13 protein-coding genes and 1 pseudogene are annotated in these 14,723 nt (G+C 72.9%); 2 read left to right on the forward strand and 12 right to left on the reverse strand.

The annotated features are described in order from the left end of the window. From ACLFMI_RS13370 to ACLFMI_RS13395, 6 genes are all read right to left on the reverse strand, one after another. Nucleotides 1–546, reverse strand: a 546-nt coding sequence (locus ACLFMI_RS13370) for a nucleotidyltransferase family protein (RefSeq protein ID WP_410948155.1), incomplete at its 3' end; no start/stop codon positions are given. Between the two features lie 53 nt (nt 547–599). Further along, the gene (locus ACLFMI_RS13375; protein WP_410948156.1) at nt 600–2,174 is read right to left on the reverse strand and encodes a long-chain-fatty-acid--CoA ligase; all 1,575 of its coding nucleotides are present in this window, start codon (nt 2,172–2,174) and stop codon (nt 600–602) included. A 10-nt stretch (nt 2,175–2,184) separates the two neighbouring features. Then, nucleotides 2,185–2,952: an SDR family NAD(P)-dependent oxidoreductase gene (locus ACLFMI_RS13380; protein WP_410948157.1), complete on the reverse strand. Its 768-nt coding sequence runs from the start codon at nt 2,950–2,952 to the stop codon at nt 2,185–2,187. Further along, nucleotides 2,949–3,734, reverse strand: coding sequence for an enoyl-CoA hydratase/isomerase family protein (locus ACLFMI_RS13385; protein WP_410948158.1), 786 nt, complete (start codon nt 3,732–3,734; stop codon nt 2,949–2,951). The genes ACLFMI_RS13380 and ACLFMI_RS13385 overlap by 4 nt, the downstream gene beginning before the upstream one ends. 8 nt (nt 3,735–3,742) lie before the next feature. Further along, entirely contained in the window at nt 3,743–4,864 is a 1,122-nt protein-coding gene (locus tag ACLFMI_RS13390; RefSeq protein WP_410948159.1) for an acyl-CoA dehydrogenase family protein, read from the reverse strand. Then, nucleotides 4,861–6,096 carry an acyl-CoA dehydrogenase family protein gene (locus tag ACLFMI_RS13395; RefSeq protein ID WP_410948160.1) on the reverse strand — a complete coding sequence of 412 codons (1,236 nt, stop codon included), beginning with the start codon at nt 6,094–6,096 and terminating at the stop codon, nt 4,861–4,863. The genes ACLFMI_RS13390 and ACLFMI_RS13395 overlap by 4 nt, the downstream gene beginning before the upstream one ends. Nucleotides 6,097–6,180: 84 nt before the next feature. Here ACLFMI_RS13395 and ACLFMI_RS13400 point away from each other — a divergent pair, with 84 nt between their 5' ends. Further along, nucleotides 6,181–6,543 (forward strand): TetR family transcriptional regulator, encoded by a 363-nt coding sequence (locus tag ACLFMI_RS13400; protein ID WP_410948161.1) that lies wholly within the window; start codon nt 6,181–6,183, stop codon nt 6,541–6,543. An 11-nt stretch (nt 6,544–6,554) separates the two neighbouring features. Here the strand turns inward: ACLFMI_RS13400 and ACLFMI_RS13405 are convergent, their stop codons facing one another. Next, on the reverse strand, nt 6,555–6,986 hold the full coding sequence (locus ACLFMI_RS13405) for a PGPGW domain-containing protein (protein WP_410948162.1): 432 nt from the start codon (nt 6,984–6,986) through the stop codon (nt 6,555–6,557). 122 nt (nt 6,987–7,108) lie between these two features. Here ACLFMI_RS13405 and ACLFMI_RS13410 point away from each other — a divergent pair, with 122 nt between their 5' ends. Next, nucleotides 7,109–7,942: an MBL fold metallo-hydrolase gene (locus tag ACLFMI_RS13410; protein ID WP_410948163.1), complete on the forward strand. Its 834-nt coding sequence runs from the start codon at nt 7,109–7,111 to the stop codon at nt 7,940–7,942. A gap of 432 nt (nt 7,943–8,374) precedes the next feature. On the opposite strand, the pseudogene ACLFMI_RS13415 reads toward ACLFMI_RS13410, so the two are convergent. The 5 genes and pseudogenes from ACLFMI_RS13415 to ACLFMI_RS13435 form a co-directional block, all read right to left on the reverse strand. Beyond that, nucleotides 8,375–8,797 (reverse strand): annotated as a pseudogene (locus tag ACLFMI_RS13415) (oligopeptide/dipeptide ABC transporter ATP-binding protein); the annotation flags it as partial. A gap of 814 nt (nt 8,798–9,611) precedes the next feature. Then, entirely contained in the window at nt 9,612–10,379 is a 768-nt protein-coding gene (locus ACLFMI_RS13420) for an enoyl-CoA hydratase/isomerase family protein (protein WP_410948164.1), read from the reverse strand. Then, nucleotides 10,376–12,091, reverse strand: coding sequence for a class I adenylate-forming enzyme family protein (locus ACLFMI_RS13425; RefSeq protein WP_410948165.1), 1,716 nt, complete (start codon nt 12,089–12,091; stop codon nt 10,376–10,378). The genes ACLFMI_RS13420 and ACLFMI_RS13425 overlap by 4 nt, the downstream gene beginning before the upstream one ends. A gap of 23 nt (nt 12,092–12,114) precedes the next feature. Continuing rightward, nucleotides 12,115–13,089 (reverse strand): SMP-30/gluconolactonase/LRE family protein, encoded by a 975-nt coding sequence (locus ACLFMI_RS13430; protein WP_410948166.1) that lies wholly within the window; start codon nt 13,087–13,089, stop codon nt 12,115–12,117. Nucleotides 13,090–13,151: 62 nt separating this feature from the next. Continuing rightward, nucleotides 13,152–14,711, reverse strand: a complete 1,560-nt coding sequence (locus ACLFMI_RS13435; protein WP_410948167.1) for an AMP-binding protein — start codon at nt 14,709–14,711, stop codon at nt 13,152–13,154. Between the last annotated feature and the right edge of the window lie 12 nt (nt 14,712–14,723).

Genomic DNA, 14,723 nt, shown 5'->3' on the forward strand with positions numbered 1-14,723 from the left:
GCGGTCGTTGGCGCCCTCCGGCCACGGTGACAACACCCCCCAGATCATCGAGCGACAGGGGCAACAAGTCATGCCGTGGCCGGTGGCCTGCAAGCCCTCACCGGGCTTGATCAAGAAGGTAACGGGGCATCCGGCCAACAGGTCCAGGTCGAGGCGCCGCATCCAGGCGGTGTCCATCCGTTCCTGAACCGCCGCCGTCGCGGCTCGGGCCCACTCCCCCGGCCGGTGCTCATAGAGCGGGAGCGCCCCGACCAGGGCACGTTCCCGCAGGACCACTCCGGCGGTGTCCAGCAGGGCGAGGTCGATGTCGCCTCCGGCGGCGCCCTGCAGCTCCGCCAGCAGCGGCATGATCTCGAGAGGCGTCCCGGGGCGGGGAAGCACGGCGACGTCGAGGTCCCGCGGATCGGAGTCGTCCCGTGCAACGCTGCCGAAGACGGTCAGGACGGCGATCCCGTGCCGCTCGCACAGCGCATCGAGACGACCGTCACCGGCCATCGCCTCGAGCCGGGTCAGCCCGGCCCGCGGGCCGGTCGACGGTGCGTCCACCTGTCCATCATCGCACCGTGAGTGGATATCGCGGTTGGAGCCGCGATAATCACTCACGGGCGCGGAGCGCCGTAGCGCTCGCGCAGCACCGGCTTGACGACCTTGCCGCTCGGGTTGCGCGGCAGCGCGTCGACCAGCCGCACGTGCCGCGGCCGCTTGTAGGCGGCCAGGTGCTCGCGGGCGAAGGCCTCGATCTCGTCGTCGGTGGGCGGGTCGGCCGGGTCCCGCGGGGCCACGATCGCCAGCGGCGTCTCGCCCCACTTCGGGTCCGGCACGCCGATCAGCGCCACCTCGGCGATCTTGGGGTGTCCGGCGAGGGCGTTCTCCACCTCGGCGCAGTAGATGTTCTCACCACCCGAGATGATCATGTCCTTCTTGCGGTCGACCACGTAGAGGTAGCCGTCCGGGTCCTCGCGCACCAGGTCGCCGGAGTGGAACCAGCCGCCACGGAACGCCTCGGCGGTCTCCTCGGGCTTGTTCCAGTACCCGGTCATCACCATCGGGCTGCGGTAGACGATCTCGCCGATCTCGCCGCGCGGGACGTCGTTCATGTCGTCGTCGACCACCCGCACCTCGACGCCGACCATCGGGGTGCCCACGGAGCCGATCTTGCGAATCGAGTCCTCGCCGCGCAGGTTCGTGGTCACCGGGCTGCACTCGGTCTGTCCGAACGCGGTGCAGACCTCGGCCTGCGGGAACGAGTCGATCATCGTGCGGAGCAGCGTGGTGGACGCCGGGGCCGCACCCCAGGAGATCCGCCGCAGCCCCGACAGGTCGTAGCCGTCCAGTCCCGGCACGGCGCAGACCGCCTGCCACTGCGCCGGGACCATGAAGCACGAGGTGACGCCCTCGTCGGCCAGGGTCCGCACCGTCGCCGCCGGGTCGAAGCCGCCCGACGGCGGGATGACGACCTTCCCGCCGGTGATGAGCACCGGCAACATCCCGGACAGCCCGGCGATGTGGAACAGCGGCGCCGCCGACATCCACACCCGGTCGTCGCCGGTGGTGCCCATGGTCGCCATCGAGCAGAAGGCGTGCAGGTAGAGGTTGCGGTGGGTGAGCACCGCGCCCTTGGGGAAGCCGGTGGTCCCCGAGGTGTACATGATGTAGGCGGGTGCCTCGTCCGGCACTGTGCGCTCGGTCCAGGTGTCCGGGGCACCGGCGAGCAGCTGCTCGTACTCCGCGCCGAAGGTGATCACGGACCCGACGTCGGTCGCGCCGGTCCGGGCCTGCTCGACGGCGCCGGCGAAGGCCTCGTCGGTGATCACCAGGCAGGCGCCGCTGTCGTGCAGGGCGTAGCCGATCTCGGAGGCGGCGAGCCGGAAGTTCACCGGTACCGCGATCGCCCCGACCCGCAGCACGGCCAGCCAGGACTCGACGACCTCGATGCTGTTGAGTCCCAGGACCGCCACCCGGTCGCCGGCGCCGATCTCCCGCTCCGCCAGGACGTTCGCCAGTCGGGTCACCCGGTCGTCGAGCTCGCGGTAGGTCCGGCGGTGCGCCGGGTCGACGATCGCCACCTCGTCGGGGCTGACGCGCGCGTGCCGGGCGACGAGATCGCTCATCGTCATGCCCCGGCCGGGCGTCGTCGCCGTCGTCGCCGTCGTCGTCGCTGTCGCTGTGGTCACGTCGTCCCCTTCAGAAGATGGAGTACGCCCCGTCGACGACGATCTCGTCGCCGGTGTGAAAACTCCCGGCCCCCACGGCGAGGTAGACGGCGAGCCGGGCGAAGTCGCCGGGCTCGCCCCAGCGCCGCTGCGGCATCCGCTTCAGGACGTTGCGCTCGAACGCCTCGCTGTGCAGTGCAGGGGAGGCGAGCGGCGTCTCCGTCCAGCCGGCGATGATCGAGTGGGCGTTGATCCCGTAGCGGGCCAGCTCGACCGCGCACCCCTTGATGATCGCGGTCAGCCCGGCCTTGCTCGCGGCGTACGCCTGGTTCCGCGGCGCACCGTGCACGGTCGACACGCTGGAGGTGCCGACCAGCACGCCACCCCCGCCGCGCTCCACCATGTGGCCGGACGCGGCGCGCAGGGTCAGGAACGCGCCGTCGAGGTTGACCCGGGTGACCCGGCGGAACTCGTCGAGTCCGGTGTCGACGAACCGCGAGCCGGACCCGCTCACACCGGCGTTCGCGAAGCACGAGTCCACCCGGCCGAACCGTTCGAGGGTCTCGGCGAAGCTCGCCGTCACCGCGTCGGAGTCGCCGACGTCGCAGCGGATCGCGTGCACCCGGGTGCCGTGCGCGGCGAGCTCCGTCGCGGCCGTCTCGTTGCGCTCGGGGTTGGTGCCCCAGATGCAGACGTCGGCGCCGCACTGCGCGAGCCCGTGCGCCATGCCCAGCCCGATCCCGGAGTTGCCGCCGGTCACCAGCGCGACGTGCCCGGTGAGGTCGAAGAGCGAGCTCATTGCACCGCCCACTCGCCGGTGAACTCCGGCTCGCGCTTCTCGTTGAACGCCGCGAACGCCGCCGGGGCGTCCGCGGTGGCAAAGTTGATCGACTGGGTGCGGGCCTCGCTCGCCAGCGCCTCGCGCATGCTCGAGTCCGCCCCCTCGTGCAGCAACGCCTTGGACTGCGCGAGCGCCACCGGCGCCGCCGCGGCGAGCCGGGCGCCGAGATCGGCCACGAACCCGTCGATCTCGGCGTCGTCGACCACCCAGGTGACCAGCCCGAGCCGGAGCGCCTCCTCGGCGCCGATCATCTCGGCGAGCAGCGCGAGCCGCTTGGCCTGCTGCAGACCCACCAGCTTGGGCAGCAGCCAGGACCCGCCGAAGTCCAGCGACAGGCCGCGCCTGGCGAAGATCTGGGAGAACCGCGCCGCCGGCGTGGCCACCACCAGGTCGCAGCCGAGCGCGAGGTTCCAGCCGGCACCCACGGCGACGCCGTCCACCCGGGCGACCGACGGGACCGGCAGCTCGTGCAGCAGCAGCGCCACCTCGTTGATCCGCCGCATCCGGTCCAGCGGGTGCCCGTCGCGGTCCCCGGCCGCGAGGTCGGCGCCCGCGCAGAAGTCGCCGCCCGCACCGGTGAGCACGAGCGCGCGCACCCCGGTGTCGTCGCGGGCGACGGCGAGCTGCTCGCGCAGCGCGTCCCACAGCTGCGCGTCGATCGCGTTCTTGCGGCGCGGCCGGTTCAGGGTCAGCGTCAGCACCCCGCCGTCACGGCGGGTCAGCAGGACGTCCTCGCTCATGGTGTCTCCTACACGCCGAGCCGGTCGGCGAGCCGGGCGCGGTGCGACGACGGCGGCCCCAGCAGCTGCTCGGCGCTCTTGGCGCGCTTGTAGTACAGGTGCGCGTCGTGTTCCCAGGTGTAGCCGACGCCGCCGTGGTACTGGACCATCCCGGTGGCCGTCGTGAACGTCGCAGGGCCGATGTAGGTCTGGGCGAGCGCGGCGGCCACGGGCAGCGCCTCACGGTCCTCGTCGGCGGTCCACGCGGCATAGCGCAGCACCGACACCGCGTGCTCCCAGGCGCTGTACATGTCCGCACAGCCGTGCTTGACCGCCTGGTAGGAACCGATCGGGCGGCCGAACTGCACTCGCACCTTCGCGTAGTCGACGGTCAGCTCCATCGCCCGCTGCAGCGCACCGGTCTGTTCGGCGGCGAGCGCGACGGCGGCGAGGTCGGCGACCAGGTCGACCGCGGCCGCGGCGTCGGCCGTCGCGAGCCGGCGGGCCGGGGTCGCGTCGAACTCCAGGCGTGCGACGCGGCGGGTCGGGTCCAGCCCGCTCAATCGTGTGCCAGTGAGCCCATCCGCGCCGGCGTCGACGGCGAACCAGCCCGGGCCGTCCGGGGTGCGCGCGACGACCAGCACGACGTCGGCGACATCGCCGGCGAGCACCGGGGTCTTGACGCCGGTGAGCTCCCAGCGCCCGTCCCGCTCGGTGGCCGTGGTGGCGCCGCCGGTGCGGTCCCACTCGCCGCCGCGCTCGGCGACGGCCACGGTGCCGACGAGCTCGCCCGCGGCCAGTTTCGGCAGCAGCTCGGTGCGGGCGGCGTCGTCGTCGAGGGCCAGCAGCGCGTCGGTGGCCAGCACCGCGGAGGCGAGGAACGGCACCGGGGTGAGCGCGCGGCCCAGCTCCTCGGCGACGACCGCCCGCTCCACGTGACCCGCTCCGGAGCCGCCCAGCTCCTCGGGCACGACCAGCCCGAGCACACCCTGCGCCGCGAGGCCGGACCACACGGCCGGGTCGTGGCCGGGACCCTGTTCCGGGCCGCCGTCCATGACGGCCCGCACCCGCTCGGAGGGCGCCTTGTCGGACAGGAACTTGCGCACCGCCGCGCGCAGGTCCTCCTGCTCGGCGTCGAGGACGAGCTTCACCGGTCTCCCTCCCGTCGCTGGGTGCCCACCGCGAGCTCACGGAACGGGACGTCCCGGTCGACCTGGGGTTCCTTCGGCAGGCCGAGGATCCGCTCGCCGATGATGTTGTGCTGCACCTCGTTGGTGCCGCCCGCGATGCTCGACGACGGTGCGGCGTTGATCGCGATCGCGAGCTCGGTGCCGCGCTCGTCGTCGGGGTCCCAGGCGACCGCGTCGGCGCCGGCGAGCTCGCCGGCGACCTCGATGGCGCGCCGCAGCTGCAGCGCGCCGGCCAGCTTGGCGACCGATCCGCGGGCGCCCGGTGGTCTGCCCGCCGCAGCCTCCTGGCGCATCCGGGCGTTGACCAGCTCGAGCGCGCGCTCGTGCGCGTAGAGCTCGGCGAGCCGCTCGCGCCCGCCCGGGTCCCGGTCGGCTCCGGTGCGCCGGGCCAGCTCGAGGAGCCGGGCGAACTCCAGCGGGTTGCTCTTCGCCTTGCCCCGGCCGCCGATCGAGACCCGCTCGTGGCCGAGCATGGTCACCGCGGCCTGCCAGCCACGTCCGACCTCGCCGATCACGTCCTGCGCCGGGATCTCGACGTCGTCGAAGTAGACCTCGTTGAACGGCGCGCGCCCGGACATGTCCTTCAGCGGGCGCACCGTGACGCCGGGCGCGTGCATGTCGACGATGAACATGGTCAGCCCGGCGTGCTTGGGCCGGTCCGCGTCGGTGCGCGCGAGCAGGGCCCCGAAGTCGGCGAACTGGGCGTTGGTCGTCCACACCTTCTGGCCGTTGACCACCCAGCGGTCGCCGTCGAGGACCGCGCGGGCCTGCAGACTCGCGACGTCCGAACCGGCCCCGGGCTCCGAGAACAGCTGGCACCAGATCTCGTCACCGCGCAGCAGCGGTCGCAGGTAGCGCTCACGCTGCTCGGTCGTGCCGAGATCGACGATCGTCGGCCCGCACATCCCCATCCCGATCATGAACGGGTAGAGCGGGAGGTCGAACGCGGCGGCCTCGTCGGCGAACACCTGCTGCTCGGCCTGGCCGAGGCCCTGCCCACCTACCTCGGTGGGCCAGGTGATGCCGGAGTAGCCGGCGTCGTAGAGCGCGGCCTGGAACTCCCGGGCCCTGCGCAGGTGTTCCCCGGGGTCCAGGCCGGCGACCGGGTCGGGGGCGTGCGCACCGAGCCAGGCACGGAGCGCGCCACGATAGTCCTGCGTCGCAGCGTTCTCGGTCTCGTCGACCGCGGTCATGCGCGGCTCCCTCCACATCGACGGCGCGGCGACCCGTAACTTACCGATCAATCGTTAAGTGCACAACGCTCCGGCAGGTCGGCGGTGCCCGCGGCCGCGCGCGAGAGCTTCGCCGAGCGCGGCTACCACGGCACCTCCATCCGGGACATGGCGCGCCGGGTCGAGAGCAACATCGCCACCCTCGAGTGGCGCAACCTCGACCCCGGGAACCGGGAGCGGCTCGCGGGGCTGCGCCGCGCCGCCACCCGGCTCTGGGCCGACATCATCGCCGACGGCGTCGCGCGCGGGGCGTTCCACGTGCAGCATCCCGACGACGCCCGGCGGACGATCGTCGCCGCCTGCAACGCGATCGCGCAGTGGTACGAGCCGGGCGGCGACATCACGCTGCCGGAGCTGGCCGACCGGTACGCCGGGATCGCGCTGCGGATCGTCGACCAACGGGGTTGAGCCGGCGGGCTTCACCGGACCCGGGAGGGCCGTGGCCGGCCGCGACGCCGGTAGCTGAAGGCGAGCAGCACGAGCAGCAACGTCCCGGACAGGATCAGGCTCACTCCCGTCACCCACCCGCCGAAGGGGAGCGTCGGTACCACGCCCCAGATCACGCCCAGGATCATCAACCCGACCCCGGTCAGGACGGACATCACGATCCGCGCCCGGGTGGCGACGCTCTGCCGGGCGGCCTCCATCGCCTGTCTGCGGATCGGCTCCACGTACCGGGCGGGGGTCGAGAACCCCTGCGCGAGCACCAGCACGCCGGCCAGCACCAGGAGCAGCCCCGGGCCGGGCAGGACCAGCAGCGCGACCCCCACGACCACGAGCAGACCGCCGACGATCGCCGCCACCGTGCGGGTTGCGGGATGGCGACGCCAACTGCGAGGCAGAGGGCTCATGGGTTCCGGGGTACCCGGTACGCGCGTCGGAAAGTCCCCTCTCCGTGGTTCCCGTTCGCCGGCATGGCCGACCGGTGTCCGGGTATGCGGGCACGGACCTACGACGTGAGGGGGCACCCTGGATGGCCATCGACGTGCCGGTTACGGAACGACCCGACTTCGGTGAGGGGCGCCTGTACTTCGTCGGGAACGCCACTACGGTGATCCGTTTCGGCGGGTTCTCGGTCCTCACCGACCCGGCCTTCCTCCACGCAGGTGAGCACGTGCACCTGGGGCACGGTGCCTACGCGCGCCGCGAGGTCGAGCCCGCGTGTCAGGCCTCCGAGCTGCCGCCGCTGGACCTCGTCGTCCTCTCCCACCATCACGGCGACCACTTCGACGACGTCGCGGCGCGGGAACTCGACAAGGACCTGCCGATCATCACCAACGACCACGCGGTCCGACTGCTGAACGAGCAGGGCTTCACGCAGGGGTACGCCCTCGACACGTGGGAGTCGCAGGAGGTGACCAAGGGCGACGCCCGGCTCCGGGTCACCTCGATGCCCGGCAAGCACGCGCCCGACCACGTCGCCGAGCTGCTCCCGCCCGTGATGGGCAGCATGCTGGACTTCTACGACGGTGATGACCACCGGTTCCGCCTCTACATCAGCGGGGACACGCTGCTGCACGACCGGCTCCACGACATCCCCCGCTGGTTCCCGGACATCGACCTGGCGTTGATCCATGCGGGTGGGACCACGCTGCTCGGCACGGTCGTGACCATGACCGGGGAGCAGGCCGTGCGGTGCGTGGAGATCATCCGACCGCGCACGGCCGTCCCGATCCACTACAACGACTTCTCGGTGTTCCGGTCGGGCCTCGACGACATCAAGCACGCGGCCGACTCCGCAACGGTGCAGACGGAGTTCCACTACGTCGCCCACGGTGACGAGTACCGGTTCCGCGCCACCCGGTGAACTCCTGCCCGCCCCGTCGAGCCGACGGGCGTGTCTGGTCGCGGGTACGTCTCCCACCGACGCCGACAGCAACGGAAGGGGCCAGCCGTGGTCAGGTCCGAGAACCTCGTAGAAGGAGTGCGCGGCCGCGCGGGACTGACAGCGGCGCGCAGGCCCGCCCGGTCGTCGAGGCCGTGCTCAGCGCCCTCGCCCACGAGCTGCCCCACGACGTGCGGGAACGGCTGACCGAGGCACTGACGCGGCGCTGCGGCAGCTGCCCGACTGGACCGGCGACGAGACCGGGATCGCTCGGACCGTGAGCATCCCGGATGACCGGGTCTCGGGTGCAGCGGGAGGCCAGGGACATGAACGATCGTGCCCACGTGGAGCGCGGGTCCGGGACCGTCACGTTCCGGCTGCGTACCGGCTCCGCCGGCGTCACCGAACCGGATCTCACGCTCGCGCCGGGGCCGGACGCTGCACCGGTGAGCGGGCTCGCCGGCTGTGGGTGCGGGTGTGATCGTCGTCAGGGTGTGGATCGGTGCCACCCGCGGCACCGATCCGCACTGGGGCGGTGATCAACCGCCGCCGGGCTACGGATTCGGTGGGGGTGGTGTGACCATCGCCGTCCCTCAGCTCCGCAGGTGACAGCGGACGGCCCCCGCCCTCGACGGGGGTGGGTTCAGGTGCGATCTCGCGACACACGTCCATCGCGTACGGGCACCGGGTATGGAAGGCGCACCCGCTCGGCGGGTCCGTCGCATCCGGCGCCTCCCCGGTCAGCACGATCCGCTCGCGCTGGTGGCGCGGGCTCGGGATCGGGACGGCCGAGAGCATCGCCCCGGTGTAGGGGTGCGCGGGCCGCTCGAACAGCCGCTCGGTCGGCCCGCGTGGGCCGGCGGCCGGCCCCTATGACGAGTCGGTGATCGCCACCAGAAGGCGGGTGGCCGGCTTCGAGACGCTGGTGACCGGCCAGATCAACTTCCGCGCGCTGGGGATGACGCGGTGGAGTGCGGCGCGGCGACCCCCCAGACGAACCCACTGCTGGAAAGGGTGTGTGCGCCCGCGGTGGCGGGTACCCCGAGGAAGAGCGCGCAGTTCCAGCAGCGGGACGTCGCAACACCACTCTCCTGTGATCCCGCCGAAAAGGGGAACTCGCCATGTCCAAGATCATGACCCGAATGCGTTTCCTCGTGCACGACATCAACCGCTGCCACGACCGGATGTACGGCCGCCGGACCTGGTAACCGTCGCTCCGGGCGGACATCGCGGAACCGCCGCACCGAACCGTCGACCCGCCTCGTGAGTTGTTGTGCGGTTGGTTCAGGCTCGATTCCTACGGCCCGGTCAAGATGTCCGTCCGGACCGTCTGCAACCCGGAGGCCGCCTCCGATTTCCCGATGTACTCAGAGCTTCACATTCCCGGTTCTCGCAGCGCGTCGCGGACCGGCTCCGAGCCGCACATCGTTCTCGGCGCGCGCTCGGGCCTCGTCGAGGTAGCCGTCGTCGGCCATGTGGCCCGCAAGGTAGCGCGCCTGCACGCCCGATACACATCGAGCGCCGGCGGGAGATCGAGCGCCGGCGGGAGAACGCCACCCGGCACGGGAGGCCGGAGACGTCCCGACCGGAGCGCTGTGTCTAGCGCTCCACCAACTCGGCTGCCGGGTCGACGTCCGCGAGCTCGACGCCCTCACCGACCGACATACGCCGGTTCCCGCTTCTCCAGGAACGACCGCACACCCTCCCGGTGGTCCTCGGTGGCGAACAGCTCGCCGAGGGTGCTGCTCACCCATCGGCCCAGCTCGGTCCAGTCCGGATCCAGACTGCGGCGCAGCCCGCGCTTGAGTGCGGCGACGGCGAGCGGCGGGTTCGCCGCGATGGTCCGGGCCCGCTCGAGCGCCGTGGGCAGCAGCTCGTCGTCGTCGACGACACGTCCGACCAGGCCGATCCGTTCGGCCCGCTCGGCGTCGATCACCTCACCGGTGAGCAGCAGCTCGGCGGCCCGCTCCCGGCCCACCAGCTGGGCCAGCCGGGCGATGCCGGCGACGTCGCTGCACAGGCCGCGCTTGACGAACAGCTCGCCGAACCGGGCGTGCCGGGACGCGACCCGCAGGTCGGCCATCAGCGCGAGCTCCATCCCCCAGCCCACCGCCGGGCCGTTCACCGCGGCGATCACCGGGACGTCGGTCTGCAGCAGCGCGCCGGCGGCCGGGGTGAGCCGTGGGGCCGGGCGCGGCGGTGCGTCCTCGCCGCTGCCCATGAGCTCCCGCACGTCGTCGCCGGAGCAGAACGACCGGCCGGCGCCGGTCACGACCAGCACCCGGGCGGTCGTCGTGCGGACGAGCTCGGTGAGCTCCTCGTACGTGCGGCGGCGCAGGGCGTTGTGCACGTCCGGGCGGTCCAGCGTGATCAGTCCGATGTGGCCGTCGACCTCGTACCGGACATCCTGCTCGGTCATGCCCGCCCTCCCCGGAGCTCGGCGGCCACCGGGCCGCGCAGGTCGCGTTTGAGCACCTTCCCGCTCGGGGTCCGCGGCAGCGGCTCGGCGCGGAACACCACGTGGGCCGGCACCTTGAACGACGCCAGCCGGTCTCGGACGTGTCCGCGCAGCCGCTCGGCCGACTCCGGGCCGGGGACGGCGCCGGGCCGCAGGTGCACGACCGCGACCGCCTCCTCTCCCAGCGACGCGTGCGGGACCCCGACGATCGCCACGTCGCCGACGGCCGCGTGCTCGAACAGCGCGGCCTCGACCTCGGCGCAGTAGATGTTCTCCCCGCCGCGGAGCACGACGTCCTTCATCCGGTCCACGACGTACACCCAGCCGTCCTGCACCCGGCCCAGGTCACCGGTGTGGAACCAACCGTCGGTGAAGGCCGCGGCCGTCGCCTCCGGGTCGTTCCAGTAGCCGCGCACGATGTTCGGGCCGTGGAACCACAGCTCCCCGACCTCGCCCTCGCCGAGGTCCTCGCCACTCGCCGGATCGACGACGCGGACGTCCGCCCCGGGGACGCAGCGCCCGACGCTGTCCGGGTGGGCCACGTAGTCGGCGCCGCTGTTGGACACCACCGCCGAGGTCGTCTCGGTGAGCCCGTAGCCGTTCGCGGGGGCCACCAGCGACGCGAACCCGGAGTCGATGCGACCGATCAGGTCCGGCGGGATCGGGCTGCCGCCCATGCTGATACCGGCCAGCGTCGGCAGCTGCCGCGCGTCGGCGGCCTCGACGAGCCGGCGCATCACCGTCGGTACCCCGGACACCGCGGTGAGCGACTCGCGGCGGATCAGGTCCAGCGCCTCGGCGCTGTCCCACCGGTACTGCGTGGCGAGCTTCGCCCCGGTGTGCGGGGTGTAGCAGAGGCTGGTGATGCCGGCGATGTGGAACAGCGGGAAGGTGCACAGCCCGCCCTGCTGCGGGGCGTCCGGGGCGGCCGGCGGAGGTTCCCCGCCGTTCGCGATCGCGGCGCCCACGTACGCGCCGAGCCGGGTGTTGCGGACGTTCGTGCAGTGGTTGCGATGGCTGCCGATGGCGCCCTTGGGACGGCCGGTGGTGCCGGAGGTGTAGAGGATGGTGGCGTCGTCGTCGGGGTGCACGTCCGCGTCCGGCACGCCTCCGTCGGCGGCGAGGGCGGCGAGCAGGTCGGCCCAGGGCCGCGCGCCCGGCACCGGCTCCTCGCCGCCGCGCACCTCGATCAGCGGCAGGCCGCCGAGCTCGGACAGCTGCGGGGCGATCAGGGCGGCGCGCTCGGCGTCGGCCACGACGAGGCGCGCCCCGGAGTCGGCGAGGGCGTAGCCCAGTTCGGCGGCCGACCACCACGCGTTGAGCGGCACCACGACGAGGCCGACGACCTGGGCCGCGTAGAAGATCGGCGACCACTCCGGGACGTTGCGCATCGAGACGGCCACCCGGTCGCCCTTGACCAGCCCGTACTCCCCGGTCAGGCAGCGGGCGACCCCGGCCACCTGCCGCAGGTGCTCGGCGTAGGTCCAGCGCTCGTCGCCGTACACCAGGTACGGGAGATCACCGAACGCCGCGGTGTCGAGCAGGATCTCGCGCAGGGTCTGCGGGCCACCGGAGTAGACCCGCATCGGGATGCCGCGGACCGGGTGCTCGACGATCTCGAACTCCGCACCCGGCGCGGTGAACCGGGCGGTCAGCTCCGCCCGCGCGCTCACGGCGGTCTCGCTCCCCGGCGCACTCATGCCGCGAACGCCAGGTCGAGGCCTGCCGAGGGCCACTCGAGCGTGTACAGGGTCCCGCGACCGGACGAGGTGATCCAGGCGGTGCGCGAGTCCGCCCCGGCGAAGCAGATGTTGGTGACGAACGGGTCGTGCTCGGGCACCGGGACCTGCCGCAGCAGCGTGCCGTCCGGCGCGAGCACGCTGACCGCCCCGGTCACCAGCGTGGCGACGCAGACGTTGCCGTCGCCGTCGACGGCCAGCGAGTCGAGCAGCTGGTAGCCGGCGAACCCGTGCAGCAGCCGCGCGCCCCCGGGGCCGACGCCGTCCGCCGCCGGAGCGATCCGCCCCGGGCCGGTGACGTCCCAGCACCACACGCGCCCCGGGCCGGTCTCGGCGATGTACACGCGGGAACCGTCCGGGGACAGCCCCACCCCGTTCGGCTGCACCAGCGGATGCACCACCTCGGTGATGGACGACCCGTCCGGGCGCGCGTAGTAGAGCGCCCCGGTGTCGCCGTCGCGGTCGCGGCTCTTGCCCAGGTCGGTGAACCAGAAGCCGCCGTCGGTGTCGAAGACGATGTCGTTGGGGCCGCGCAACGGCCGTCCGTCGCAGGCGGTGTAGAGGTCGGTGACCGTGCCCGCCTCCGGGCCGTCGAGCACGACCCGCTGGATCCGCCCGCCGATGTAGTCCGGGGGCTGGTGCCCGGGCGCGGTGATCCCGTCCCGGTCGTGCCACTCGAAGCCGCCGTTGTTGCAGACGTACACCGCGCCGTCCGGGCCGACGGCGGCGCCGTTGGGCCCGCCACCCAGCTCGGCGACGACGTCGACCCGGCCGTCCGGCGCCACGCGGGAGAGGGTGCCGCGCCGGATCTCGACGAGCAGGACGCTGCCGTCGCGCAGCGCGATCGGTCCTTCGGGGAACCGCAGCCCGGTGGTGACGGCGCGCATCGGGACGCTCGCCGTGGTGTCCGTGGTGGAATCGGAGACGACCATGCTCCAGCCCTTCGTCGACGGTGACGGTCGGATACTGATGGCTGAACGATCGTTAAGTGACGCTACGAGCGAGGCACCGTGGTGTCAACGGATGCCCGCAGCCGCTCCCGCAGGTCCCGCTTGAGCACCTTCCCGACGGTGTTGCGCGGAAGCTCGTCGACGACCACGACCTCGCACGGGCACTTGTAGCCGGCCAGCTGCCCGGCGCAGTGCTCCCGGATCTCCGCCTCGGTCGGCGCCCCACCGGCCACCGGCTCGACCACCGCGACCACCCGCTCGCCCCAGACCTCGTCGGGGGCACCGACGACCGCGGCGGCGGCGACCGCGGGGTGGTGGTGCAGCACCTCCTCGACCTCGCGCGAGTACACGTTCTCCCCGCCGGTGAGGATCATGTCCTTCATCCGGTCGACGATGTGGAAGTAGCCCCCCGCGTCGCGGCGGGCGAGGTCGCCGGTGTGGAACCAGCCGTCGCGGAACGCCTCGGCGGTCGCGTCCGGCCGGTTCCGGTAGCCCGCGCACACCTGGTCGCCGCGGACCACCAGCTCGCCCACCTCGTCGTCGGCGCAGTCCGCACCGGTCTCGTCGACCACGCGCACGGCCGAGAGCGCCATCGGCCGTCCCACCGACGCCAGCAGCTCGGTGCGGCCCCGGGCCGCGGCCAGGAGGTCCTCGGGGGTGTGCACGAGCACGTTGCCGGCGAGCTCGGTCATCCCGAACCCGGTCTGGAACCCGGCGTTCGGGAAGCGCCGCATGGCCTCGCGCAGCGTCGCCACCGGCATGGGCGCGGAGCCGTAGCCGATGCGGGTGATCGAGGTGGTGTCGTGGGTGTCCAGCGCCGGGTGCCGCAGCAGCAGCGCGAGCATCGTCGGCGCCACGGTCGTGCTGGTCACCCGGTGGCGTTCGACGGCGGCGAGGAAGCCCTCGGGGTCGTAGCGGCGCAGCAGCACCAGGGTGTCCGCGCCCAGGTGCGCGACAGGCACCGCGTACCCGGCGATGTGACACAGCGGCCACGGACACAGCGTGACCGTCTGGTCCTCGTCGCGCCGGCTCCAGCTCACGCCCGCGTTGAGGACGGCGGCGGTGACGGAGCGGTGGGTGAGCACCGCGCCCTTGGCCCGGCCGGTCGTGCCCGAGGTGTAGAGCAGCCAGGCGGGTGCGTCCTCGTCCGGCGGTTCCGGTTCGGTGTCCGGAGACCCGTCGAGCAGGTCGGCGAACTCGCGGGCTCCCTCGGCCGGGCCGTCGACGGTGACGATCGTGTGGACCGTGCCGGCGGCCCCGGCCGCGGCACGGGCGGTGTCGAGGAAGCGCTGCTCGGTGAGAAGCACCGTCGGGGTCGCGTCCGCGAGCAGGTCGGCGACCTCGCGGGGCGCCAGCCGGTAGTTGACGAACACGAGCGTCATCCCGGCGAGCGGGACGCCGTAGTAGGCGAGCACGTACTCCGGGTTGTTCTCGGTGAGCACGGCGACCCGGTCGCCGGGCGCGGCGATCGCACCCAGCCCGTGGGCGAACCGGCAGACGTCGGCGTGGAGCTGCCGGTAGGTCCAGCTCCGGTCCTCGAACACGAGGGCGGTCGTCTCGGGCGCCCGCATCGCGGCGAACGCCACCACGTCACTGATCCTCATCGATCCTCCGTG

It is taken from the genome of Pseudonocardia nantongensis (genome assembly GCF_046546495.1).
Lineage (GTDB): Bacteria > Actinomycetota > Actinomycetes > Mycobacteriales > Pseudonocardiaceae > Pseudonocardia > Pseudonocardia nantongensis.